This is a genomic window from Citrobacter sp. CK191, assembly GCF_030333435.1.
In the GTDB taxonomy this organism is placed as follows: Bacteria; Pseudomonadota; Gammaproteobacteria; order Enterobacterales; family Enterobacteriaceae; genus Citrobacter_B; species Citrobacter_B koseri.
Genome location: NZ_JAOWFX010000030.1, coordinates 42,450 through 68,065, shown reverse-complemented (window position 1 = coordinate 68,065; position 25,616 = coordinate 42,450). Strand labels below are relative to the sequence as shown.

Genomic DNA, 25,616 nt, shown 5'->3' with positions numbered 1-25,616 from the left:
TTCGCAACTTACTGAAGCGTATTAATAATTCTGATTAAAATGCTGCGCTTCACACATTTAACTGATTCATGTAACAAAACATTTAAGATTTGCTATCTTAACTGCGTGCGGCCTGAAAAGCAGAGCTGCGCCTGTGTAAAAAACAATCATAACTTACGGCGCAGCCACGATTTCCCTGGTGTTGGCGCAGTATTCGCGCACCCCGGTCAATCCGGGGTCATTTTTTTTCCGCGTTTGCCACCCAGGCTTTCAGCACCGCGACGTCGTGCTGCCACTCCTGCTTCATCTCTTCAACCCATTCACCCACGTTATCTTCCCAGGCAGGAAGATCCGGCGACTGAATTTGCTGACCCAGTTGCTGTAGATGACGCAACCCGACGGAGCCCGCCGCGCCTTTAATTTTGTGGCCTTCTTCAACAACGCCTTTGGTATCTCGCGCCGTCAGGTTAGACTCCAGAATGCTTAAGTAACCCGGCATCATTTTCTCGAACACCGCCAGTCCATCCGTAATTAATTTCGGGCCGACCAGTTCGATATACTGCTCTAACATCGGGATATCTAACAACGCTTGCGATTTGCTGCTCTCTTCAGATGTCACAGTGCTCTCCTCTTCGTTACGGGTATCCCAGTATTTTTTAATCATGGCGGTTAACGCCGGAACCGACAGCGGCTTGCTCAACACATCGTCCATTCCCGCGTCCAGATACTCTTTCTTGTCTTTCAGGACGTTAGCAGTGAGTGCGACCAGCGGCGGTAATTCTTCCCGCGCATAGCGGCGGGTAAGTTCTCTGGAGATATCCAGACCCGTCATATCCGGCAGTTGAATATCCAGCAGCAGCAGATCGTATTCACCCGGGGTGAACATTTCCAGCGCGGCTTTCCCGGTCATCGCCACGTCAACGCTGTTGCCCAGTTTTTCCAGCACTGAACGCGCCACAATGACGTTCAGCTCAATGTCCTCGACCAGCAGCACATGCAGCGCAGGCAGCGGCATGTCATTCTCTTCCAGCGTGTCCTCGACCTCTTCCGCCACGGCTGGCGCATGTACGGTTAACGTAAAGACGGAACCTTTACCCGGCTGGCTGGAAACGGTGATGTCGCCGCCCATATTTTTTGCCAGACGGCGCGATACCGCCAGGCCAATCCCGGTCCCCGTTGCGGGTTTACCGCCATGACTGTCTTTCACCTGATAATACATGGCGAAGATTTTATCCTGCTCATCCTGCGGAATACCGATGCCGGAATCTTCCACGTCAAAATGCAGCACATCGCCTTCATCATAGCGTACACGCACCGTCACCTGCCCTTGCTGGGTAAACTTCACGGCGTTGCTGATCAGGTTCCACAGAATTTGGCGCAAACGCGTGCCGTCGGTGATCACCTTATGCGGCAGCGGCAACGTCGGATCGAGCACAAAGCGTAGCCCTTTTTGCTGCGCTTGCAGGCCGGAGAGATTCTCCAGATCCGCCATGAAACTGGTGAAATCTACCGGCTGGTTATCCAGCTGGACTTTACGCCGTTCCATCTTATCCATATCAATGATATCGTTGAAAATATTCCCCAACGTGACCGCAGAGACATGGATGGTTTTCAGGTATTTTTCCTGCTCGCTGGTAAGGTCGGTGTCCAGCAGAATGCGGCTTAAGCCGACAATGCCATTCAGCGGCGTACGCAGCTCGTGGCTGATCGTAGAGATAAACGTGGTCTTGTCGCGGCTGGCGCGTTCAAGCGCGTCCTGATAACGCTTACGTTCCGTAATATCGCGCCCAAAGCCCATCAGGCCATGACGTTTACCAACGCGGTCGTAATAGGGCACCTTGCGAATTTCAAAGCACGCTTTGCGCCCGTCCGGGTAATCGAGCCACTGTTCATAGGTCAGCGAGACGTTATGGCGGAAGACTTTTTCGTCGGTCTCAATCACTTTTTCCGCCGCTTCGGGAGAATAGACGTCAGCCGGTTTTAAATGGACGAGCTGTTTTTCACTCTTGCCGGTCAGCAGTTCCATCGCGCGGTTACAGCCGGAAAACTCTTTATCCTCATTGCGATAAAAAACCAAATCCGGCGACGCATCGAGGAAAGAGCGTAAGAAAGAGGATTGCTGTTCAAGCTGAATCTGCGTCTCTTCACGCTCCTTGATTTCCACTTTTAGCTGTTCGAAGGTCGACTGGCGCTCAGCCTCCGCTTTTTCGCGATCGGCAATTTCCTGATTAAGCTGAGCAATATTGTCTTTCAGTTGTACCGTGAGTTTGAGATCGCGCTCGCGCATCTCTTCCAACTTTTGTACCAGCCGTGACAGGCGCTGCCTGGACTCCTCCAGTTGCTCCACCACCACCGACAAGAAATAGACGGCCCAGGGCGTGATTAACAAGCCAAAAAAGATGGAGCGGATGACATCAATACTTTCGACCTGACCATGCAACACCATGGTGACCGCCATCTGCACCACTATCGCCAGCACCACCAGCGCTAACGCCAACAGCATCGAAAAGCGCACCAGACCCAGCTTCATCATCAGGTCGACATAGTATTGCGCCAGCATACGAATTTGCTTCATAGGGGATTCCTTCACGACAACTTCGCACAATAATACTCAATTCTGAGCAGTACGTTGAAAATTGTGCAATAAATGCGGAGGTTATCGGTGAAATGACCGGGTAGGCGGTAGGCCGGATAAGGCATAGCCGCCATCCGGCAATGTGCGCCAGGCTGCCTGATGGCGCTTCGCTTATCAGGCCTACACGCCTACGGATGGTTAGCTCTCCGGCTGCACCCACGGCGTACCAAGCGCGGAGCCTTGCGCGCCATGTTCGTTAAGATAGCGGTCCAGCTCCACCATGCCCGTCCAGCGATTCTCACACCATAGCGGGGCGAGCAACGTCGGACGACGGGCGCTGGCGGAAATGCGATGATAAATAACCTCCGGCGGCGTATGGCGGATCATCTCCCCCGCCGTCAGCGTATACGCCTCCAGCGCAATACCGTTCAGGCGCCCCGCTTCCCAGGCTTTCGCCATAATGCTGCCTTTTACAATATGCAGCGGGTGCAGCTTAATGCCATCCACGCCCGTTTCCACCACGCGATCCAGCGTTTGCAGGCATTCCGTCTGCCCTTCGCCGGGTAAACCCACAATCAGATGCGAGCACACTTTCAGCCCACGCTCGCGCGCCAGTTGGGTGGTTCGCTGATAACAGGCAAAATCATGGCCGCGATTAATACGGCGCAGCGTTTTGTCATGCGCGGTTTGCAATCCCAGTTCCAGCCACACTTCATAGCCCTGGTCTTTATATTCGCAGAGCAGATCGAGCACCGCATCCGGTACACAGTCGGGGCGCGTCCCGACACACAGCCCGACAATGCTGGTCTGGCTTACCGCCTGCTGATACATAGAACGCAGCACCTGCACTTCGGCAAAGGTACTGGTGTACGCCTGGAAATAGGCCAGATAACGTTTGGCGCGATTGACCAGATGCGCCTGATGCGCCAGTTGTTCGGCAATAGAGCGATACTGCTGCGCCTCATCGGCGAAAGAGGCGACATTACAGAAAGTACACCCGCCACGTCCGATGGTGCCATCGCGGTTTGGACAGCTAAATCCGCCGTGCAACGTCAGTTTATGAACTTTTTGCCCATAACGACGAGAAAGATCCCCACCAAACATATTGACTAATTTCTGTAACTGCATAATCTGATAGACCGCGCCTTGAAAAGAGGCCAAAGCCTGCCATTTTTAGCCTTTGTCGGCGATGACCTGGATCAATCGCTCCGGCAGGCTTTTATTTATTGCATAATCAAGCAAAATTACCGAAATTTCATTCACTCCATAGCTAATTACTTTTCCTTATAACTGCACACTTTTTTTATCTTCTGATGACACTGGCTAAAAAACAGTATCATGAAATGCCTGCGCCGCTTAAACCAGCATAAAATGCTAAGCATTACGGATAATCAAGGTGAGATAAGGGTTAACAGGCCGTTATGATAGTGAGACAGATCACACTCTCCCCTGCGCTTATGCCGCATCAAATCAATGTAAAAAAGTCATTATTTTCAATACATTCATAAAGTTAATAGACCTATAGCACATTTTTGCATAAATAAGATTGCCATTTGACCTGTGTGTGGATTCCCGATAAGTTGGAAATCCGCTGGAAGCTTTCTGGATGAGCAGCCTGCTCATCATATTTATGCAGTAATTGAGATTCCCTCTTAAACGTATTTACCGATGCGAAAAGGATAAAAGAGGGCGAATGCGAGGTAAGCGTATGATACGCAACCCCCGTCGCCACGCTCTTTCTGTGCCCGTGCGCAATCGGTATCGGATGGGAGTCCCGCAGAGCCTGGGGAGGTTCACTGATATGTTGTACGATAAATCCCTTGAGAGGGATAACTGTGGTTTCGGCCTGATCGCCCACATAGAAGGCGAACCTAGCCACAAGGTAGTGCGTACCGCCATACACGCACTGGCCCGTATGCAGCACCGTGGCGCGATCCTCGCTGACGGTAAAACCGGCGACGGTTGCGGTTTGCTGCTGCAAAAACCCGATCGCTTTTTTCGCATCGTTGCAGAAGAGCGCGGCTGGCGTTTAGCCAAAAACTACGCTGTCGGTATGCTCTTCCTGAATAAGGACCCTGAGCTGGCGGCGGCATCACGTCGTATCGTCGAAGAAGAATTACAGCGGGAAACCCTGTCGATTGTGGGCTGGCGCGATGTGCCGACCAACGAAGGTGTCCTCGGTGAAATCGCCCTCTCCTCCCTGCCACGTATTGAGCAAATTTTTGTTAACGCCCCTGCGGGCTGGCGTCCCCGGGATATGGAACGCCGCCTGTTTATCGCCCGCCGCCGCATTGAGAAACGCCTTCAGGACGATAAAGACTTCTACGTTTGTAGCCTGTCGAACCTGGTGAACATCTATAAAGGTCTGTGTATGCCGGCGGATCTGCCGCGCTTCTACCTGGACCTGGCGGATTTGCGTCTGGAATCGGCCATTTGCCTGTTCCACCAGCGCTTCTCCACCAATACCGTGCCGCGCTGGCCGCTGGCGCAGCCGTTCCGCTACCTGGCGCACAACGGCGAAATCAACACCATTACCGGCAACCGTCAGTGGACGCGCGCCCGTACTTATAAATTCCAGACGCCGCTGATCCCGGATTTACAATCTGCCGCGCCGTTCGTCAACGAGACCGGTTCCGACTCCAGCTCGCTGGATAACATGCTGGAACTGCTGCTGGCAGGCGGGATGGACATCGTGCGCGCCATGCGCCTGCTGGTGCCGCCCGCATGGCAGAACAACCCGGATATGGACCCGGACCTGCGCGCCTTCTTTGACTTTAACTCCATGCACATGGAGCCGTGGGATGGCCCGGCGGGCATCGTGATGTCCGACGGTCGCTTCGCTGCCTGTAACCTCGACCGTAACGGTCTGCGTCCGGCGCGCTACGTCATCACCAAAGATAAACTGATCACCTGCGCCTCTGAGGTGGGGATCTGGGACTACCAGCCTGACGAAGTCGTGGAAAAGGGCCGCGTCGGCCCCGGTGAACTGATGGTGATCGACACCCGTGGCGGGCGCATCCTGCACTCTGCGGAAACCGATGACGATCTGAAAAGCCGCCATCCGTATAAAGAGTGGATGGAGAAGAACGTCCGCCGCCTGGTGCCGTTTGAAGATCTGGCCGACGATCAGGTCGGAAACCGCGAGCTGGACGACGACATGCTCGCCAGCTATCAGAAACAGTTTAACTACAGCGCCGAAGAGCTGGATTCCGTCATCCGCGTACTGGGCGAAAACGGCCAGGAAGCGGTCGGTTCAATGGGTGATGACACCCCCTTCGCCGTGCTTTCCAGCCAGCCGCGCATTATTTACGACTACTTCCGCCAGCAGTTTGCGCAGGTGACCAACCCGCCAATCGACCCGCTGCGTGAAGCGCACGTCATGTCGCTGGCCACCAGCATTGGCCGCGAGATGAACGTCTTTTGCGAAGCGGAAGGACAGGCGCACCGTCTGAGCTTTAAATCGCCAATTCTGCTGTACTCCGATTTCAAACAGCTCACCACCATGAAAGAGGAGCACTACCGCGCCGATACGCTGGATATCACCTTCGATGTGACGGAAACCTCGCTCGAAGAAACGGTGAAAGCGCTGTGCGATAAGGCTGAACAGATGGTGCGTAACGGCACCGTCTTGCTGGTGCTCTCTGACCGTAACATCGGGAAAAACCGTTTACCGGTTCCGGCGCCGATGGCTGTCGGGGCGGTACAGACTCGTCTGGTGGATAAGAGCCTGCGCTGCGATGCCAACATCATCGTAGAAACCGCAAGCGCGCGTGACCCGCACCACTTTGCCGTGCTGCTGGGCTTTGGCGCCACGGCGATCTATCCGTATCTCGCCTATGAAACGCTGGGCCGTCTGATCGACACCCAGGCCATCGCCAAAGACTACCGTACCGTGATGCTGAACTACCGTAACGGCATCAATAAAGGTCTGTACAAGATCATGTCCAAAATGGGCATTTCGACCATCGCCTCATACCGCTGCTCCAAGCTGTTTGAAGCGGTCGGTCTGCATGACGACGTGGTGAGCCACTGCTTCCAGGGCGTGGTCAGCCGCATTGGCGGCGCCGGTTTTGCCGACTTCCAGCAGGATCTGCTGAACCTCTCGAAACGTGCCTGGCTGGCGCGTAAACCGCTGGATCAGGGCGGTCTGCTGAAATACGTGCACGGCGGCGAATACCACGCCTATAACCCGGATGTGGTGCGCACCCTGCAACAGGCGGTGCAGAGCGGCGAGTACCGCGATTACCAGGCATATGCCGCGCTTGTTAACGAACGTCCGGCGGCAACGCTGCGCGATCTGCTGGCGCTCAATCCTGGCGATAACGCCATCAGCATCAACGATGTTGAACCGGCAAACGAGCTGTTTAAACGCTTCGATACCGCCGCGATGTCCATCGGCGCGCTGAGCCCGGAAGCGCACGAAGCGCTGGCGGAAGCGATGAACAGCATCGGCGGTAACTCCAACTCCGGCGAAGGCGGCGAAGACCCGGCGCGCTACGGCACCAACAAAGTGTCGCGCATCAAACAGGTCGCTTCCGGCCGCTTCGGCGTAACGCCAGCGTATCTGGTCAATGCTGACGTCATTCAGATTAAAGTCGCTCAGGGCGCGAAGCCGGGCGAAGGCGGCCAGTTGCCGGGTGACAAAGTGACCCCGTACATCGCCAAACTGCGCTATTCCGTACCGGGCGTGACGCTGATTTCTCCGCCGCCGCACCACGATATCTACTCTATCGAGGATCTGGCGCAGCTGATTTTCGACCTGAAACAGGTCAACCCAAAAGCGATGATCTCCGTGAAGCTGGTTTCTGAACCGGGCGTCGGCACCATCGCTACCGGCGTGGCGAAAGCCTATGCAGACCTGATCACTATCGCCGGATATGACGGCGGCACCGGTGCCAGCCCGCTCTCCTCCGTGAAATATGCGGGCTGTCCGTGGGAGCTGGGCCTGGTGGAAACCCAGCAGGCGCTGGTGGCTAACGGTCTGCGTCACAAGATCCGTTTGCAGGTGGACGGCGGCCTGAAAACTGGCCTCGACATCATCAAAGCGGCGATTCTCGGCGCGGAAAGCTTTGGCTTCGGCACCGGCCCGATGGTGGCGCTGGGCTGTAAATACCTGCGTATTTGCCACCTGAACAACTGCGCGACGGGCGTGGCGACTCAGGATGACAAACTGCGTAAGAACCACTACCACGGCCTGCCGTTCAAAGTGACCAACTACTTTGAGTTTATCGCCCGCGAAACCCGCGAGCTGATGGCGCAGCTTGGCGTGAAGCGTCTGGTGGATCTGATTGGCCGTACCGACCTGCTGAAAGAGCTGGAAGGGTTTACCGCTAAGCAGCAGAAGCTGGAACTGTCCCGACTGCTGGAAACCGCTGAGCCTCATCCGGGTAAAGCGCTGTACTGCACCGAACATAACCCGCCGTTTGATAACGGCGTGCTGAACGCGCAACTGCTGCAACAGGCGAAGCCGTTTGTCGATGAACGCCAGAGCAAAACCTTCTGGTTCGACATTCGCAACACCGACCGCTCCGTGGGCGCGTCGCTCTCTGGCTATATCGCTCAGACGCATGGCGATCAGGGGCTGGCCTCTGACCCGATCAAGGCACACTTCAGCGGCACCGCAGGTCAGAGCTTCGGCGTCTGGAACGCGGGCGGCGTGGAGCTGTATTTGACGGGCGATGCCAACGACTACGTCGGTAAAGGCATGGCAGGCGGTCTGCTGGCGGTGCGTCCTCCGGTGGGTTCAGCGTTTCGCAGTCATGAGGCCAGCATCATCGGCAATACCTGTCTGTACGGCGCGACCGGCGGTCGTCTGTATGCGGCGGGCCGCGCGGGCGAACGTTTCGCAGTACGTAACTCCGGGGCCATCACCGTGGTAGAAGGCATTGGCGACAACGGTTGTGAATACATGACGGGCGGTATTGTCTGCGTACTGGGCAAAACGGGCGTTAACTTCGGTGCTGGCATGACAGGCGGCTTCGCCTACGTGCTGGATGAAGACGGCGAGTTCCGCAAACGCGTGAACCCGGAGCTGGTGGAAGTGCTGAACGTCGATGACCTGGCCATCCACGAAGAACATCTGCGCGGTCTGATTACCGAGCATGTGCAGCATACCGGTTCCCAGCGCGGTGAAGAGATCCTGGCTAACTGGTCAGTATTCTCAACCAAATTCGCGCTGGTTAAGCCGAAGTCCAGTGATGTGAAAGCACTGTTGGGTCACCGTAGTCGTAGCGCAGCTGAGCTGCGTGTGCAGGCGCAGTAAGGGGTAGAGCAATGAGTCAGAACGTATACCAATTTATCGACCTGCAACGTGTTGATCCGCCGAAGAAGGCGCTGAAGATCCGCAAAATCGAGTTTGTTGAAATTTACGAACCGTTTTCCGAAGGCCAGGCCAAAGCGCAGGCGGATCGCTGCCTCTCCTGCGGCAACCCGTACTGCGAGTGGAAGTGTCCGGTACATAACTACATCCCGAACTGGCTGAAGCTGGCGAACGAAGGACGTATTTTCGAAGCGGCGGAGTTGTCTCACCAGACCAACACGCTGCCGGAAGTGTGCGGCCGCGTCTGCCCGCAGGATCGTTTGTGCGAGGGCTCCTGTACGCTCAACGACGAGTTCGGCGCAGTGACTATCGGCAACATCGAGCGTTATATCAACGATAAAGCGTTCGAAATGGGCTGGCGCCCGGACATGACTGGCGTGCGTCAGACCGACAAACGCGTGGCGATTATCGGCGCGGGCCCGGCAGGGCTGGCCTGTGCCGACGTACTCACTCGTAACGGCGTGAAGGCGGTGGTCTTTGACCGTCACCCGGAAATCGGCGGTCTGCTGACGTTCGGTATCCCGGCTTTCAAGCTGGAAAAAGAGGTGATGACCCGCCGTCGTGAGATCTTCACCGGCATGGGCATTGAGTTCAAACTGAATACCGAAGTGGGTCGCGACGTGCAGCTGGACGACTTGCTGGCAGAGTACGATGCGGTGTTCCTCGGCGTTGGCACCTATCAATCAATGCGCGGCGGGCTGGAAAACGAAGATGCCGACGGCGTGTTCGATGCCCTGCCGTTCCTGATTGCCAACACCAAACAGATCATGGGCTTTGGCGAAACCACTGACGAACCGTTCGTCAGTATGGAAGGCAAACGCGTCGTGGTACTGGGCGGCGGCGACACCGCGATGGACTGCGTGCGTACCTCGGTTCGCCAGGGCGCGACGCACGTCACCTGCGCCTATCGTCGTGACGAAGAGAACATGCCAGGCTCCAGACGCGAAGTGAAAAACGCGCGCGAAGAAGGGGTCGAATTCCAGTTCAACGTGCAGCCGCTGGGCGTAGAAGTGAATGCCAACGGTAAAGTAAGCGGCGTGAAGATGGTGCGTACCGAAATGGGCGCGCCGGACGCGAAAGGTCGTCGTCGTGCGGAAATCGTCGCCGGTTCCGAGCATGTGATCCCGGCAGATGCGGTGGTAATGGCGTTTGGTTTCCGCCCGCACAGCATGGCGTGGCTGGCGAAACACAGCGTGGAGCTGGACTCCCAGGGGCGGATTATCGCGCCGGAAGGTAATGAAAACGCCTTCCAGACCAGCAACCCGAAAATCTTCGCCGGTGGCGACATCGTGCGAGGCTCGGATCTGGTGGTCACGGCAATTGCCGAAGGCCGTAAAGCGGCAGACGGTATCCTGAACTACCTGGAAGTGTAATACTTCTGGCTCCCCTGCCACAGCCTGACGCTGATGGATGGGGAGCCAATATTTCTCTGCTAAATATATGCGAATTCATTCTTCGAAAGCCGCTCGCAAATACGGCTGTAACTCAATGTAATACACCTCTCCTGGATTGACCGGAATATGCCTGAAGCGTATTGGTAGCGATATATTTTTCATTTCACAACTATCGCGCCAGGGATGACATGACTGTACCAACACCACTTCAACACGCTGACGATTATCAGCAAATCCATGACGGTATTATTCGATTAGTGGACAATGCCCATACCGAGGCCGTCCGCAGTATTAATGCTTTGATGACAGCAACCTACTGGGAAATCGGCAGGAGAATTGTCGAGTTTGAACAAGGCGGCGAAGCACGAGCGGCTTATGGTATTCAACTCATCGAGCGGTTATCCGCAGATTTAAGCCAGCGCTATAAGCGTGGGTTCTCCACCGCAAACCTACGACAAATGCGCATGTTTTATCTTTATTTTCAAGATATTGAAATTCAGCAGACACTGTCTGGTGAATCTTCAAATCTCATTTACCTCGCTAAAGTTTTTCCGCTTCCCTGGTCAGCTTACGTGCGTTTACTATCGGTAAAAAATCCCGATGCCCGCACTTTTTACGAGAAAGAGACGCTACGTAACGGCTGGTCTGTGCGGCAACTCGATCGGCAAATCTCCACCCAGTTCTACGAACGGACGCTACTGTCCCATGACAAATCCGCCATGTTGCAGCAGCCTGCGCCCGCCGAGCCAACAGTCTTGCCGGAGCGAGCCATACGCGACCCGTTCATTCTGGAATTTCTTAACCTGAAGGACGAGTATTCCGAGTCGGATCTCGAAGAAGCGCTGCTCAGTCACCTGATGGACTTTATGCTGGAGCTTGGTGACGATTTTGCTTTTGTCGGCCGCCAGCGCCGATTACGCATAGACGATAGTTGGTTCCGCGTCGATCTGTTGTTCTTCCATCGCCGCTTACGCTGCCTGTTGCTCGTTGACCTGAAGGTCGGCAAATTCAGTTATGCGGATGCCGGGCAGATGAATATGTACCTGAACTATGCCAAAGAGCACTGGACAATGCCGGGAGAAAACCCGCCCGTCGGGTTGGTTTTGTGCGCAGGAAAAGGCGCGGGGGAAGCGCATTACGCGCTGAACGGCCTGCCGAATACCATCATGGCGAGCGAGTACAAAGTGCAGTTGCCTGACGAAAAACTACTGGCAGATGAGCTCATTCGTTCACAAATAGCACTGACTGCACAGCAAGTTGAATCAACTGAATAACCAATTTACTTTGCACATCAGGAAAAGCACTGCGTCACGAGCTGAATTTTCAACAACTCGACTGACGGGATTATGCACTATCGGAAGATATAAAACGTTACACCGGATGGCTATAAACCATCCGGTATTTTCATACCTCTAATAAGCTGGCGCGCACCTTCACTACAGCTTTCTTAATCTCCCCTGACTCGCCAGCCATACACCCGGGCTTATGGGGTTCCCCCGGCATAAACACGGAGAACATCCCCGGTGTCAGCGTAATGGACTGCTGTTCATGGATGCGGCGGCAAAGCTGGTAATCCTCTTCACCATGCAGCTCCTCGCATTCGCGCGCTGACCCGACTACGCCGAACAAAATGCGCTCCTCACCCGTCAATAACAGCTGAATGTCGATGTACTGCACATGCAGCTCCGCTTTTTTCTCCTGCGGCGACTGCGTGGCAAACTGCATCACATTCATAAACACATCGTCGCCCTGCAATTCGTAGCGCCCGGGCGTTTTCTCCTGCGGCCTTGCCGCCAGCGCCAGGGTTAACGCATCCAGCAATACCGGATGCAGCCCGGCAGACGGTAACGACTGAATTTCTCCCATCAACATCATTTATCTCCCTGAGCTAACAACGCGGCGCCCAGTAGCCCCGCGTCATGTCGGTGATGCGCTGCGCTCAACGCCACCTGATAAACCGCTGGTTCCTGCGCCAGAAAGTGGCGTACCTGCGCCAGATATCCCTCAGCTAACCCTACGCTGCCGCCAATAACCACCTGCTGGCAATCCGTTGTCGCTTTAACATCGGCAATTAACCGCGCGACAACCTGCGCGGAGTGCTGAACCAGACGCACGGCCTGTTCGTTCCCGGCAGCCGCATGTGCAAAGACAGTTCTGGCGTCGCACCCGGCCAGGGAACCCTGCGCCGCTGCCGCAATGCCGCGTCCTGAGGCGATAGCCTCCACACAGCCGCGTCGTCCGCACCCGCAAACCGGCCCCTGCGGATCGGCCAGCGTATGCCCCAGATGCCCGGCCAGACCGCTCATCCCGGTGAGCAATCTGCCGTCGCTCACCACGCCGCCGCCAACGCCGGTCGACACGGTAATAAACACCATATCGCGGACATCAGACGTAAGGGCATGGTATTCCGCCCATGCCGCCGCCTGCGCATCATTCACCGCCAGCGTCGGCAGACCGGTAAGATCTTCTAACGTCGGCACCAACGGAAAATGCAGCAGACCGCCCAGGTTATGCGGATTTATCGCCAGTAGCGCGCCTTCTCTGATAATGCCGGTAGAGGCTATCGCCACCCGCAGCGCGGTCGTTTGCAGCGGTTCAACCAGCACTTTTAGCGCCTCTCGCAGCGCATCCGGCGTTTTGCTGGCGGGGGTCGGCAATTCACGTCGTTCGCGGATGCGTAAATCATCATCCACCCGCGCGGCAGCCAGCTTGGTGCCGCCAATATCGATCGCCAGCGTGCTCATGACACCGCCTTTTTCAATGCCGTGTTGTACCACTGACAAATATGTTCCAGCCGCGTAATGGCAGATCCCACCGTCACCGCCCACGCGCCGTGACGCATGGCTTCAGCGGCCTGTGCCGGCGTGTTGTAACGCCCCTCGGCAATCACCCGGCATCCTGCATCATGCAGGACGTTGACCAGCGCGAGGTCAGGTTCATCCGGCGTGTCCGGCGTGGTGTATCCCGACAGCGTGGTGCCGATAATTTCCGCGCCACGCCGCTGACAGGCTAAGCCATCCTCCAGTGACGAGCAGTCGGTCATCGTCAGCAACTGGTGCTGATGAATACGCGCCAGCAGCGCATCGACGGTCGCCGGACGTACACGGTCAGTACCGTCAACCGCAATAATATCCGCCCCGGCCTGTGCCAGCGCATCCACATCCTCAAGGAATGGCGTGATGCGTACCGGGGAGTCGTCAAGGTCACGCTTGAGAATACCGATAATCGGTACGGAGACCAGCGCACGGGTCGCCCGCAAATTGTCCACGCCTTCAATGCGTAGCGCGACGGCGCCAGCCTGCTCCGCCGCCAGCGCCATCGCAGCCACGATGTCCGGTTTATCGAGCGGGCTGCCTGGAACCGGCTGGCAGGAGACAATCAACCCGCCATTGGCGGCAATGTTTTTATCCAGTTGTTCAAGTAACGACATATCCACTTCCTTACGCAGGTCGCCCGGCAAACTGGCCGGGCAAACCTCATCAGCTTTTGGTTTTTACAAAGGCGCTTTTGTCGCCGCCAAACGGCACGGCCCCGCTGAACGGTTTTCCGTCGATAGCATCATGCATACGTAATGCTTCAGGACGCAGCCAGCGCTGTACGCGAGACGGCATATCCAACCCAATCAACAGGATCACCACAAAGGTCAGGCTGAAGGAGAGCGATCCCAGCGCGGTGCCCAGATCCAGACGCTGTGCGATCAGCGCCCCGAGGATAGGGGCCAGCGCGCCGCCCAGTGCGCCGACGTTATAGGTAAAGCCCAGACCTGCCGCTCGCTGGTCGGTATCAAAATAACCGCCAATGAGTTTCGGTAAGATCCCGGAGATCCCCTGCCCCAGCATCTGCTGGAAAAACAGTAGCAGACCCAGTACCCAGACGTTTGCGCCGCCAATCGCAAATACCGGAATGATCAGCACCTGGGAAGCCAGCAAACTGCAAACGTAGGCTTTGCGCGTACCCAGCCAGTCGCCGAGGAAACCGCCCACGCAGCAGCCGACTGCCGCCCCAAAGCCGCTAAAGAAAAGCACCTGCGCAACGGTGTGAGGATCGTAAGCCAGTTCAGTTTTCAGATACGTTGGCAGCAGCGCCTGAATCGGCCATGAATAGAGGAAAGCAAAGAGCACCACGATCATCAGCATCACGCCCGTTGGCCAGCGTTTGCCGCTGCTTTGCACCATAAAACTGATGAAGATAACGGCGCACAGTAACCCTAACACCGCCACAATCGCCGCGTTTTGCAGGTCGCCCGCAAAGCAGAACCACAGCGCGGTTGCGGCGGCGATCGTCATCAGCACATTGACGACGCGATGTTCGCCCCGGTAGAGGATGTCCACCATCGTGCGCACCGGCGCTTTACCTTCGTGTTTCTCTTTCCAGTCTTCCGCTTCAGGGATGTTTTTACGCAGCCAGAGCGCGAAAATGATCGGCAGAATGCCAATGAAGAACAGCGCGCGCCAGCCCCAGACCGGAACCACCAGGCTGTAAACCTGCGCCGCCACGACCGCCCCGACGGAGAAACCGGAAATCAGGAATCCACTGGCTTTATTACGTAAGTGCTTCGGCCAGCTTTCAATGACATAGGTGGCGCTGGAGCCATATTCGCCCGCCATTCCCATACCGATCACCAGACGGGCGATAAACATGGTGGTATAGCCGGGCGCAAAACCGCAGGCCAGCGTCCCCATAGAGAAAAGAATGATACTGGTGACCATCGCCAGACGTCGGCCATAGCGGTCACCCATTGCGCCCAACATCAGCCCGCCAAACCAGCGGGAAATAAACGCCGCCGAGATCAGGCTGGCCGCCTGAACCGTCGTTAACCCAAACTCGCCCTGTACTTCCGTCAGAACAAGGGCAATCAACACAAAATCAAAACCATCAAGCAAATATCCCAGCCAGGCGGCGGAAAATGCCCGCCACTGCGCCCGGTTGAGATGGCGATACCACGGGATATTCTGGGTAGAAGTACTCATTTTTCATTCTCCCGACGATTTTTATTGTCGCTTTGCCGGATGGCGGCTTCGACTCGCCTTACCCGGCCTACGTTTCATATTTTGTAGGCCGAATAAGCGTTAGCGCTATCCGGCAACCGGTCAACCGCGTTCCTGCATTAACTGCTGCGCCAGCGCTTTCAGTTCAGGCAGATACTTCTCATCAACCGGCGCAAACGGCTTACGGCACAGCGGTACGGAGACCACGTCCATGTAGTGCAGCACCGTTTTCAGCCCACGGAACACGCCGGTTTTAATGAGCAGATCGATGACCTTATTGCACTCGGTTTGCAGATGCTGCGCTTTCGCTACATCGCCTTCCTGCAAGGCCTTAACAATCCCCTGATAACGCCAGCCCATAATGTTGTAAGTGCTGCCGATTCCCCCGTCTGCGCCTGCCAGCAGACCGGAAGCGAAGATTTCGTCATAACCGTTGTAGAGCACCAGATCAGGATGCGCACGGCGGATCTGCTCCATCTGATAGAGATCGCCGGAGGTTTGTTTCAGCGCGCCAACGCCGGGCAGCGTAACCAGCGTGTTGATTTGCTCCAGCGTCAGCTTCACGCCGCTCAGCGCAGGAATGTTGTACACCACCATCGGTAATCCTTCAGCGGAATCGATAATGGCGCGGTAGTGATCGCAATGCTCTTCAAAGCTAAACGGATAATAAAACGGCGTCACGGCGGAAACGGCATCAAAACCGTAACGATGCGCCGCGCTGGCCAGTTGCTGGCTCTCTTCGGTACTGACCGTACCGACATGGGCAATCAGCGTCACCTTGCCCTTCGCCTCTTCCGCCACAATTTCCAGGACCTGCTCTCTTTCTGCGCGGCTCTGAACGAACGCTTCCCCGGTCGAGCCGCCGACGTACAGCCCATCAATGCCCTGTGCAATGTTGAAACGCACCAGACGGCGCAGGCTCTCAATATCCAGTTTCTGCTGGTTATCAAAAGGAGTTAACAACGCTGGCATTACGCCTCGTAAATCTTTTGCCATAACGACCTCTGTCGATGATTAGTGTTATCTGACTACATACCTTTATACCTGTTATACCAGATCAAATAAGCAGCACCCCAGTACAGAACGCACAGAGTGCGATCTACTTCACTAAACGATCGTCAGGATCGCGATCGCTAACGCAATTTTTTCTTTTGATCGAAGGCGTGCCAGGTGGCGGATACGCTATTGAGGTGGGTTTGCAGCGCGCGGTCAGCTTCATCTGGATCGCGCCGACGAATGGCATCGACAATAGCGATATGTTCTTGATAGCTCACGCTATTATGCTCATGTAACTCCTGCCCGGAGACCGCAGGACGCGCAGCGATCAGCCAGTCCAGCAGCGCGACATGAATCGCCATGAAGATCGGATTGCCGGGGATTTCCGCCAGCACGCGGTGAAACTCGACGTCGGAACGAATGAAGAGCGCGTTATCGTCCAGCGACTGGCTGTTGATCTCCAGGGCTTTCGCCAGCAGATCAATTTGCTCATCCGTCGCGTGTTCCGCCGCATAGCGCACAAGGCTTGATTCAAAGAACAGGCGCAGTTGCTCAAAGTGGGCGATACCGCCGGGATGCGAGAGGAAATCTTTCGCCATGCCGGAAAGTTCGCTGATGATGGTATCAGCAGAAGGCCGCGACACGCGGGCGCGTTCGCCGTTATTGATTTGCACCAGACCTTTACGCTTGAGCGCGGCAAGCGCTTCACGCACCGACGGGCGGCCCACGTTGAAGAAGGTCATCAACTCCCGCTCAGACGGCAGTTGCTCCCCTTCGCCGAATTCACCGCGACGAATCATCTGCTCCAGCTCTTCTTCTACCATTTCCGACAGTTTTTTACGCGCCAGCGGACGGCTGCGCAAACTACGGCCGATGGTTGGCGGAGAATTTTCTGCTTGCGAATCAAATGCGTTCATAGCGTCCATTATGTAAATCGTCGAGGAAAACAGCAACTAGGGCCATCCTATCACAGGATCGAAAGTGGGGTGAAATCGTGGCAGGCGTGAAAAAAAACAGGCCCTCAGGGCCTGTCTGTCTTGGTTACTTCACTACGCGTAATGCGGGTCGACCACCACGCGGCGGCGGCGGATCGTCATCAGGATTGTTGTCATCGTCATGATCGGGCTTATCACCATCAATCACGGACATGACCGTTTCGCTCTCCGCGCCCGGCGTTACATCGTCATCATTTAAGCTGGCGACGTCTTCATCGTAAGCAGCTTCAGGTTCAAACATTGTGCCTGCGCCGTTTTCACGCGCATAGATCGCCAGTACCGCAGCCAGCGGTACGGAGACCTGGCGTGGGACGCCGCCAAAGCGCGCGTTGAAACGCACTTCGTCGTTGGCCAACTCCAGATTGCCAACCGCACGGGGAGCAATGTTCAGAACAATTTGCCCGTCGCGCGCATATTCCATAGGGACATGCACGCCAGGCAGCGTCACATCCACCACCAGGTGCGGCGTGAGCTGGTTATCCAGCAACCATTCATAGAATGCACGCAGCAAATATGGACGGCGTGGGGATAGCTGTGACAAATCCATACTGATTAACCCCGACCGAGGCGCATTTCACGTTCAGCTTCAGTTAAAGAAGCGAGGAACGAGTCACGTTCAAAGACGCGGGTCATATAGCCTTTCAGCTCTTTAGCGCCCGCACCGCTGAACTCAATACCCAGTTGCGGCAAACGCCACAGCAGCGGCGCCAGATAGCAATCAACCAGGCTGAACTCATCGCTCAGGAAATACGGTTTTTGACCAAACACAGGCGCAATCGCCTGCAACTCTTCACGCAGTTGTTTACGCGCAACGTCAGCTTCAGAAGCGGACCCGTTCACGATGACGTTCATCAGCGTGTACCAGTCTTTTTCGATACGGTGCATGTACAGGCGGCTTTCGCCACGCGCAACCGGGTAAACCGGCATCAGCGGCGGATGAGGGAAACGCTCATCCAGGTATTCCATAATGATGCGAGATTCCCACAGGGTCAGCTCACGATCCACCAGGGTCGGTACGCTCTGACTCGGGTTGAGGTCAATCAGATCCTGAGGTGGGTTATCCTTCTCCACATGCTCGATCTCGAAACTAACACCTTTCTCCGCCAGCACAATGCGGACCTGATGGCTATAGATGTCAGTAGGACCAGAAAACAGCGTCATTACCGAACGTTTGTTGGCAGCGACAGCCATGAAAACCTCCAGGTATATTCAGAATTTTTACTGCTACCAGCCACCGCGTGGCCAGCCAGAAGTTATGTCACCCGCCTGCGGAAAAGTCATCATTGTTCAAAAAGCAAACAAAAAATGAACAATACCCGTTATTTGGGCAGAAAATTGGATGATAGTTTACCAGATTTTGTGACCTTTGTGGTGAGTCGATTCTGGAAATGGGGAAAAAGAGGTGGCAATCAGAGGATTACTTTGGACACACGCGCATTTTTTCCATAAAAAAACCCGCCGAAGCGGGTTTTTTCGCCAATGGTAATCTGCCGGAGCAGAAACCCATTAACGTTTGGAGAACTGCGGACGACGACGTGCTTTACGCAGACCGACTTTCTTACGTTCAACCTGACGAGCGTCACGAGTAACGAAGCCAGCTTTACGCAGTTCAGAACGCAGAGACTCGTCGTACTCCATCAGAGCGCGGGTGATACCGTGACGGATCGCACCAGCCTGACCAGAGATACCACCACCTTTAACAGTGATGTACAGATCCAGTTTCTCAACCATGTCGACCAGTTCCAGCGGCTGACGAACTACCATGCGGGCAGTTTCACGACCGAAGTACTGTTCCAGAGAACGTTGGTTGATAACGATTTTGCCGTTGCCCGGTTTGATGAACACGCGAGCTGCGGAACTTTTGCGGCGACCAGTGCCGTAGTATTGATTTTCAGCCATTGCCTATAATCCCGATTAGATGTCAAGAACTTGCGGTTGCTGTGCCGCGTGGTTGTGCTCGTTGCCAGCGTAAACTTTCAGTTTACGGAACATAGCACGACCCAGCGGGCCTTTTGGCAGCATGCCTTTAACCGCGATTTCAATCACACGCTCAGGACGGCGAGCAATCATCTCTTCAAAGGTCGCTTGTTTGATACCACCGATGTGACCGGTGTGGTGATAGTACACTTTGTCAGTACGCTTGTTGCCGGTTACAGCAACTTTGTCAGCGTTCAGAACGATGATGTAATCACCGGTATCGACGTGCGGAGTGTATTCCGCTTTGTGCTTACCGCGCAGGCGAAGAGCCAGTTCAGTAGCCAGACGGCCCAGAGTTTTACCGGTCGCGTCAACAACGTACCAGTCGCGTTTTACGGTTTCTGGTTTAGCTGTAAAAGTTTTCATTAAAAGCTTACCCAATAGATAGTTACACGTTGGTGAACACCCAAACGTTTTCAATTGTTGAGGTTCACACGACAAAGTCCGGCAAACCTACCCCTTCGAATAGCCAATGCCAGCACACAAAAAGTTTTGGGAAAAAAACTTTCTTGTAACGTGGGGTCGCAGGATTATAGAGAAGTCAGGGGCAAAGATCGACCCCTTTTTGTGATTTGCAATGGGTTTTGTGCAGGGCATTTCTGCCGGTCTGATAAGCGAAGCGCCACCAGGCAACCTGCGCCGGATGGCGGCGAAACGCCTTATCCGGCCTACGGCATATGCGAGCGTTTCAGATACTCCTCGCTCTGCATCTCCTGCAAACGCGACAAACAGCGCTGGAACTCAAACTTCAGGCGTTCGCCCTGATAGATCTCATATAAAGGCGCGTCGGCGCTCACCACCAGCTTCACATGGCGCTCGTAGAATTCATCCACCAGCGCGATAAAACGGCGCGCTTCGCTTTCCATCAGCGGCGTCATGACCGGCACATCAAACAGCAGAACCGTGTGGAACAGGCGCGACAGCGCAATATAGTCATGCTGGCTGCGAGCGTCCACGCATAAGGTGATGAAGGAGACCGCCAGCGTCTGGTTTTCCACCCCCATCGTCGGTAACGGACGATGATTCACCTCCAGCGTTGGCGCATTCTCACGTTTCGCACCGGCCAGCGCCAGCCAGAGTTTATCCATCTGTTGCTGCGTTTCGTTATTACGCGGCGAAAGCCACAGATGCGCCTGCGTCAGCGTGCGCAGACGATAATCCACCCCGGCATCCACATTCATAATGTCGCAATGCGCTTTGATAGCGTCGATAGCCGGAAGGAAGCGGGTACGTTGCAGACCATTGCGGTACAGCTCATCCGGCGGGATGTTCGAGGTCGCCACCAGGGTAATGCCGCGGGCAAACAGCGCTTTCATTAAGCCGCCAAGCAGCATCGCGTCGGTGATGTCGGAAACAAAAAACTCATCAAAGCAGAGCACATCCGTTTCGGCTTTGAAACGATCGGCAATAATCTCCAGCGGGTCGGTCTGCCCCTGTAGCGCCGTCAGCTCCTCATGCACGCGCAGCATAAAGCGGTGGAAATGCAGACGCTGTTTCCGCTCGCCCGGCAGACTATGATAGAAGAGATCCATCAGCCAGGTTTTCCCTCGCCCGACCCCGCCCCACATATACAGACCACGCACCGGCGCATTCGCTGACGGTTCACGTTTGCCAAGCAGTTTACCGAAACGGGCCATCAGTCCGCCGGTTTGCGGCGCCGGGGGCGTTTTGGCGCTCAGCGCCTGGTAAATCGACTCCAGCCGGTTGACCGCATCTTTTTGCACGTCGTCGGGTTGATGGCTGCCATCATTGAGGGCCTGAAGGTAACGCGATGTGGGGGAAATGTTTTGCATGATGTTATTGTTATTCCTTGAAAATCGATGTGCCGACGTTCACGGCTGACGAAAAAAAGGCCGTTCTACATTACGTGATATAAACACGGGATTCCACTTCTACGGGATTAGCGGTTATAGTGGCATAATCAGGCGCAGGCATGGAGCCTAAAGCCAACACCCTACGGAAACAAAAGACAACGGGAGATGTTCATGACCTGGGAATATGCGCTAATTGGGTTAGTCGTCGGTATCATCATTGGTGCCGTAGCCATGCGTTTTGGTAATCGTAAATTACGCCAACAGCAGGCATTGCAGTACGAACTGGAAAAGAATAAAGCTGAGCTGGAAGAGTATCGTGAAGAGCTGGTCAGCCACTTTGCCCGCAGCGCCGAGCTGCTGGATACCATGGCGCATGATTATCGTCAGCTGTATCAGCACATGGCGAAAAGCTCCAGCAGCCTGCTGCCGGAACTGTCTGCGGAATCGAACCCGTTCCGTAACCGTCTGGCGGAGTCTGAAGCCAGTAACGATCAGGCGCCGGTCCAGATGCCGCGTGACTATTCCGAAGGCGCTTCCGGCCTGCTGCGTAGTGGCGCAAAACGCGACTAATCGCACATCGTTAAGAAATTTTTCGGGCGCAGCGATTGCGCCCGTCTCTTCTCTCCTGTCCCAGCTATTATTTAGTCATTAACCTCATTGTTACCAGGCCGAAAATTCAATAACATCAAACTGTTTTGAATCGTCTTTCCGTTCACTCAAGGTACGAGAGCAGGCTCCATGAAAAAACAAATCCCGTTGTTAAGTGCATTAGCGTTAAGTGTCGGGTTAACGCTCTCGGCACCGTTTCAGGCCGTCGCATCGATACCCGCGCAGATTCCCGGTCAGGCGGCGCTCCCCAGTCTCGCGCCAATGCTGGAAAAAGTGCTGCCGGCCGTGATTAGCGTGAAGGTTGAGGGAACCGCGACCCAAAGTCAGAAGGTTCCAGAAGAGTTTAAAAAGTTTTTTGGCGACGAGTTGCCTGATCAACCCTCTCAGCCGTTCGAAGGGCTGGGATCGGGCGTCATCATTGACGCCGCCAAAGGCTACGTTCTGACCAATAACCATGTCATTAATCAGGCACAGAAGATCAGCGTTCAGTTAAATGACGGACGCGAGTTTGACGCTAAACTGATCGGCAGCGACGACCAGAGCGACATCGCGCTGCTGCAAATCCAGAACGCCAGCAACCTGACGCAAATCGCCATCGCCGACTCCGACAAACTGCGCGTCGGCGACTTTGCCGTCGCGGTAGGCAACCCGTTTGGTCTGGGGCAAACCGCCACCTCCGGCATTGTCTCCGCGCTTGGCCGGAGCGGGCTGAATCTGGAAGGACTGGAAAACTTTATTCAAACCGACGCCTCGATTAACCGCGGCAACTCCGGCGGCGCGCTGCTGAATCTCAACGGCGAGCTGATCGGCATCAACACCGCTATTCTGGCACCTGGCGGCGGTAGCATCGGCATTGGGTTTGCGATTCCGAGTAATATGGCGCGCACGCTGGCGCAACAGCTGATTCAGTTTGGTGAAATTAAACGCGGCCTGCTGGGAATTAAAGGCATGGAATTGACCGCCGATATCGCCAAAGCCTTCAAGCTGGATGTACAGCGCGGGGCGTTCATCAGCGAAGTGCTCCCGGGTTCAGGTTCCGCGAAAGCGGGTGTGAAATCCGGCGACGTGATCACCAGTCTCAACGGCAAGCCGCTGAGCAGCTTTGCCGAACTGCGCTCACGCATCGCAACGACGGAACCCGGCACGAAAGTGAAGCTCGGTCTGTTACGCGACGGCAAACCGCTAGAAGTCGAAGTCATCCTCGACACCAGCACGTCATCCTCCGCCAGCGCGGAGATGATCGCCCCGGCATTGCAGGGCGCAACGCTGAGCGATGGTCAGTTAAAAGACGGCAATAAAGGCATCAAAATTGATAACGTTGAAAAAAGCAGTCCCGCCGCCCAGGCCGGTTTGCACAAAGATGATGTGATCATTAGCGTTAACCGCGATCGCGTGCACTCGATTGCGGAAATGCGCAAAGTGCTGGAAGCGAAACCGTCGATTATTGCGCTACAGGTCGTACGCGGTAACGAGAACATTTACCTGCTCCTGCGTTAAGTCATCGTTAACCGGACATCAGCCCCACGTGCGATGTCCGGTTAACTCGTGGTATGCTGCTGCCGTTCCCTTTTTTAATGACGCCTCCATCATGTTTGTGAAGATCTTACGTTCGGTCGCAATTGGTCTTATTGTGGGTGCCATTCTGTTGGCGGCCATGCCCTCGCTGCGCAAAATAAATACCCTGACCACACCGCAATTCGACAGCGCGGATGAGACGCCAGCCAGCTATAATTCGGCGGTTCGCCGCGCCGCGCCTGCCGTCGTCAACGTTTATAACCGCAGTATGAACAGCACCACGCATAATCAGCTTGAGATCCGTACGCTGGGATCGGGCGTGATCATGGATCAGCGCGGTTACATCATCACCAATAAGCATGTGATCAACGATGCGGATCAGATCATCGTCGCCCTACAGGATGGACGCGTGTTTGAAGCGCTGCTGGTTGGTTCGGATACGCTGACGGATCTGGCGGTGTTAAAGATTAATGCCACGGGCGGTCTGCCGACAATCCCGATCAACACGAAACGCTCACCGCATATTGGTGATGTGGTTCTGGCCATCGGCAACCCGTATAACCTGGGGCAGACCATTACTCAGGGGATCATCAGCGCCACCGGGCGTATCGGTCTGAACCCAACCGGACGACAAAACTTCCTGCAAACGGACGCCTCCATCAACCACGGTAACTCCGGCGGAGCGCTGGTTAACTCGCTGGGCGAACTGATGGGCATTAACACCCTGTCATTTGATAAGAGTAACGACGGCGAGACGCCGGAAGGGATCGGTTTTGCAATCCCGTTCCAGTTAGCGACCAAAATTATGGATAAGCTGATCCGCGATGGTCGCGTGATTCGCGGTTATATCGGCATCGGTGGGCGAGAAATCGCGCCGCTGCATGCGCAGGGCGCCGGGATGGATCAAATCCAGGGGATTGTGGTCAATGAAGTGTCGCCGGATGGCCCGGCTGCACAGGCGGGTATTCAGGTCAATGATGTGATCATTTCAGTCAACAACAAACCTGCCGTTTCCGCTCTGGAAACCATGGATCAGGTTGCTGAAATACGTCCAGGTTCGGTGATCCCGGTGATTGTGATGCGTGACGATAAAAAGCTGACGCTCCAGGTCACCATTCAGGAATACCCGGCGACAAATTAACGTAATAAAAAAACCGGAGTCATCTCCGGTTTTTTACTGTGTCTCGGTTAACTTGTAGGCCGGATAAGGTGTTTACACCGCCATCCGGCCTGCACAAAAGCGCTTACTTGTTAACGAACTCTTCGCCCAGGGCGATATCTTTTTTCAGCGTATCCAGCATACCTTCCAGCGCATTCTGTTCAAACGCGCTCAGTTTGCCGATAGACTTGCGCTCTTCCACGCCGTTTTTACCCAGCAGCAGCGGCTGAGAGAAGAAGCGCGCATACTGGCCGTCACCTTCAACGTAGGCACATTCCACCACGTCCTTCTCGCCTTGCAGCGCGCGCACCAGAGAAAGACCAAAGCGCGCAGCAGCCTGACCCATAGACAGGGTTGCCGATCCGCCGCCAGCCTTCGCTTCAACCACTTCCGTACCCGCATTCTGGATACGTTTGGTCAGGTCAGCCACTTCCTGCTCGGTGAAGCTGACGCCCGGGATCTGCGACAGCAGCGGCAGAATGGTCACGCCAGAGTGACCGCCGATAACCGGAACTTCAACGTCGGTCGGCAGTTTGCCTTTCAGTTCCGCGACAAAGGTGTTGGAGCGGATGATGTCCAGCGTGGTCACGCCAAACAGTTTGTTCTTGTCGTAAACGCCTGCTTTTTTCAGAACTTCAGCAGCGATAGCGACGGTAGTGTTCACCGGGTTGGTGATGATGCCCACACAGGCTTTCGGACAGGTCGTTGCGATCTGTTGTACCAGGTTCTTCACGATACCTGCGTTGACGTTAAACAGGTCGGAACGATCCATACCCGGTTTACGCGCCACGCCAGCCGAGATCAGTACGACGTCTGCGCCTTCAAGCGCCGGGGTCGCGTCTTCGCCGGAGAAACCTTTGATTTTTACTGCTGTAGGGATATGGCTCAAGTCAACGGCCACACCTGGGGTCACTGGAGCGATGTCGTACAGGGAGAGTTCTGAACCTGAAGGCAGTTGGGTTTTTAACAGTAGTGCAAGCGCCTGGCCGATACCGCCGGCAGCGCCGAGGACTGCGACTTTCATCCTAAACTCCTTATTATATTGATAAGCTAAGTGTTTGTTGCTCCGCGGCGGCGACCATAATTCACAAATCCAATGAATACAACCACCACGCGTCAAGAATGCGTAGTCACGCAAATTTGGCTTTTATGCATTTAACTTACGTAATAGAAAAGCTAATTTACGTAATTCAAAAGCGCCTGAACCACAGAACAACTTTCCAACAGGTGCTGACAATATACTCTACTGCCTCTCCAAAACAACATCAATTTGATAACATTTAATTTACTTTTAAG

20 protein-coding genes are annotated in these 25,616 nt (G+C 55.1%); 6 read left to right on the top strand and 14 right to left on the bottom strand.

Going from position 1 to position 25,616, the window contains the following annotated elements; genetic code table 11:
* Positions 1 to 217 precede the first annotated feature (217 nt).
* Positions 218 to 2,554 (bottom strand): aerobic respiration two-component sensor histidine kinase ArcB, encoded by a 2,337-nt coding sequence (gene arcB / locus OGV82_RS09725; RefSeq protein WP_012135343.1) that lies wholly within the window; start codon positions 2,552 to 2,554, stop codon positions 218 to 220.
* 198 nt (positions 2,555 to 2,752) lie between these two features.
* Complete coding sequence (gene mnmL / locus OGV82_RS09720) at positions 2,753 to 3,682, bottom strand: tRNA modification radical SAM protein MnmL/YtqA (protein ID WP_047463893.1); 930 nt, start codon at positions 3,680 to 3,682, stop codon at positions 2,753 to 2,755.
* Between the two features lie 673 nt (positions 3,683 to 4,355).
* On the opposite strand from mnmL, the gene gltB reads away from it, so the two are divergent.
* From gltB to OGV82_RS09705, 3 genes are all read left to right on the top strand, one after another.
* Positions 4,356 to 8,816 (top strand): glutamate synthase large subunit, encoded by a 4,461-nt coding sequence (gene gltB, locus OGV82_RS09715; RefSeq protein ID WP_286462714.1) that lies wholly within the window; start codon positions 4,356 to 4,358, stop codon positions 8,814 to 8,816.
* An 11-nt stretch (positions 8,817 to 8,827) separates the two neighbouring features.
* Entirely contained in the window at positions 8,828 to 10,246 is a 1,419-nt protein-coding gene (gene gltD / locus OGV82_RS09710) for a glutamate synthase subunit GltD (protein WP_012135351.1), read from the top strand.
* Positions 10,247 to 10,455: 209 nt separating this feature from the next.
* Positions 10,456 to 11,541, top strand: a complete 1,086-nt coding sequence (locus OGV82_RS09705) for a PDDEXK nuclease domain-containing protein (protein WP_101744383.1) — start codon at positions 10,456 to 10,458, stop codon at positions 11,539 to 11,541.
* A 130-nt stretch (positions 11,542 to 11,671) separates the two neighbouring features.
* Here OGV82_RS09705 and nanQ read toward each other — a convergent pair whose 3' ends face one another.
* The 11 genes from nanQ to zapE all read right to left on the bottom strand — a co-directional run bounded on the left by nanQ (position 11,672) and on the right by zapE (position 21,016).
* The gene (gene nanQ, locus OGV82_RS09700) at positions 11,672 to 12,139 is read right to left on the bottom strand and encodes an N-acetylneuraminate anomerase (protein WP_047463891.1); all 468 of its coding nucleotides are present in this window, start codon (positions 12,137 to 12,139) and stop codon (positions 11,672 to 11,674) included.
* On the bottom strand, positions 12,139 to 13,011 hold the full coding sequence (gene nanK / locus OGV82_RS09695; RefSeq protein WP_047460953.1) for an N-acetylmannosamine kinase: 873 nt from the start codon (positions 13,009 to 13,011) through the stop codon (positions 12,139 to 12,141). The genes nanQ and nanK overlap by 1 nt, the downstream gene beginning before the upstream one ends.
* Positions 13,008 to 13,697, bottom strand: coding sequence for an N-acetylmannosamine-6-phosphate 2-epimerase (locus OGV82_RS09690; protein ID WP_047460950.1), 690 nt, complete (start codon positions 13,695 to 13,697; stop codon positions 13,008 to 13,010). Before OGV82_RS09690 ends, nanK begins: the two co-directional genes overlap by 4 nt.
* A gap of 49 nt (positions 13,698 to 13,746) precedes the next feature.
* Positions 13,747 to 15,237: a sialic acid transporter NanT gene (gene nanT / locus OGV82_RS09685; RefSeq protein WP_012135356.1), complete on the bottom strand. Its 1,491-nt coding sequence runs from the start codon at positions 15,235 to 15,237 to the stop codon at positions 13,747 to 13,749.
* A 120-nt stretch (positions 15,238 to 15,357) separates the two neighbouring features.
* Entirely contained in the window at positions 15,358 to 16,251 is an 894-nt protein-coding gene (gene nanA / locus OGV82_RS09680) for an N-acetylneuraminate lyase (RefSeq protein ID WP_047460947.1), read from the bottom strand.
* Between the two features lie 137 nt (positions 16,252 to 16,388).
* Positions 16,389 to 17,177 (bottom strand): transcriptional regulator NanR, encoded by a 789-nt coding sequence (nanR, locus tag OGV82_RS09675; protein ID WP_012135359.1) that lies wholly within the window; start codon positions 17,175 to 17,177, stop codon positions 16,389 to 16,391.
* A gap of 115 nt (positions 17,178 to 17,292) precedes the next feature.
* Positions 17,293 to 17,793: a ClpXP protease specificity-enhancing factor gene (gene sspB, locus OGV82_RS09670; protein ID WP_012135360.1), complete on the bottom strand. Its 501-nt coding sequence runs from the start codon at positions 17,791 to 17,793 to the stop codon at positions 17,293 to 17,295.
* A 5-nt stretch (positions 17,794 to 17,798) separates the two neighbouring features.
* Positions 17,799 to 18,437, bottom strand: coding sequence for a stringent starvation protein SspA (sspA, locus tag OGV82_RS09665; RefSeq protein ID WP_012135361.1), 639 nt, complete (start codon positions 18,435 to 18,437; stop codon positions 17,799 to 17,801).
* A 315-nt stretch (positions 18,438 to 18,752) separates the two neighbouring features.
* A complete protein-coding gene (gene rpsI / locus OGV82_RS09660) occupies positions 18,753 to 19,145 on the bottom strand; it encodes a 30S ribosomal protein S9 (RefSeq protein WP_000829818.1) in 393 nt (130 codons plus the stop codon).
* 15 nt (positions 19,146 to 19,160) lie between these two features.
* A complete protein-coding gene (rplM, locus tag OGV82_RS09655; RefSeq protein WP_000847556.1) occupies positions 19,161 to 19,589 on the bottom strand; it encodes a 50S ribosomal protein L13 in 429 nt (142 codons plus the stop codon).
* 302 nt (positions 19,590 to 19,891) lie between these two features.
* Positions 19,892 to 21,016, bottom strand: a complete 1,125-nt coding sequence (gene zapE / locus OGV82_RS09650; protein ID WP_047460942.1) for a cell division protein ZapE — start codon at positions 21,014 to 21,016, stop codon at positions 19,892 to 19,894.
* Between the two features lie 192 nt (positions 21,017 to 21,208).
* Between zapE and zapG the strand changes: the two genes are divergently transcribed.
* From zapG to degS, 3 genes are all read left to right on the top strand, one after another.
* On the top strand, positions 21,209 to 21,607 hold the full coding sequence (gene zapG / locus OGV82_RS09645; protein ID WP_042292056.1) for a Z-ring associated protein ZapG: 399 nt from the start codon (positions 21,209 to 21,211) through the stop codon (positions 21,605 to 21,607).
* 168 nt (positions 21,608 to 21,775) lie between these two features.
* Positions 21,776 to 23,143 (top strand): serine endoprotease DegQ, encoded by a 1,368-nt coding sequence (gene degQ / locus OGV82_RS09640; protein WP_047460939.1) that lies wholly within the window; start codon positions 21,776 to 21,778, stop codon positions 23,141 to 23,143.
* Between the two features lie 91 nt (positions 23,144 to 23,234).
* Positions 23,235 to 24,302 carry an outer membrane-stress sensor serine endopeptidase DegS gene (gene degS / locus OGV82_RS09635; RefSeq protein WP_012135367.1) on the top strand — a complete coding sequence of 356 codons (1,068 nt, stop codon included), beginning with the start codon at positions 23,235 to 23,237 and terminating at the stop codon, positions 24,300 to 24,302.
* Positions 24,303 to 24,405: 103 nt separating this feature from the next.
* Here the strand turns inward: degS and mdh are convergent, their stop codons facing one another.
* Complete coding sequence (mdh, locus tag OGV82_RS09630; RefSeq protein ID WP_012135368.1) at positions 24,406 to 25,344, bottom strand: malate dehydrogenase; 939 nt, start codon at positions 25,342 to 25,344, stop codon at positions 24,406 to 24,408.
* Positions 25,345 to 25,616 lie beyond the last annotated feature (272 nt).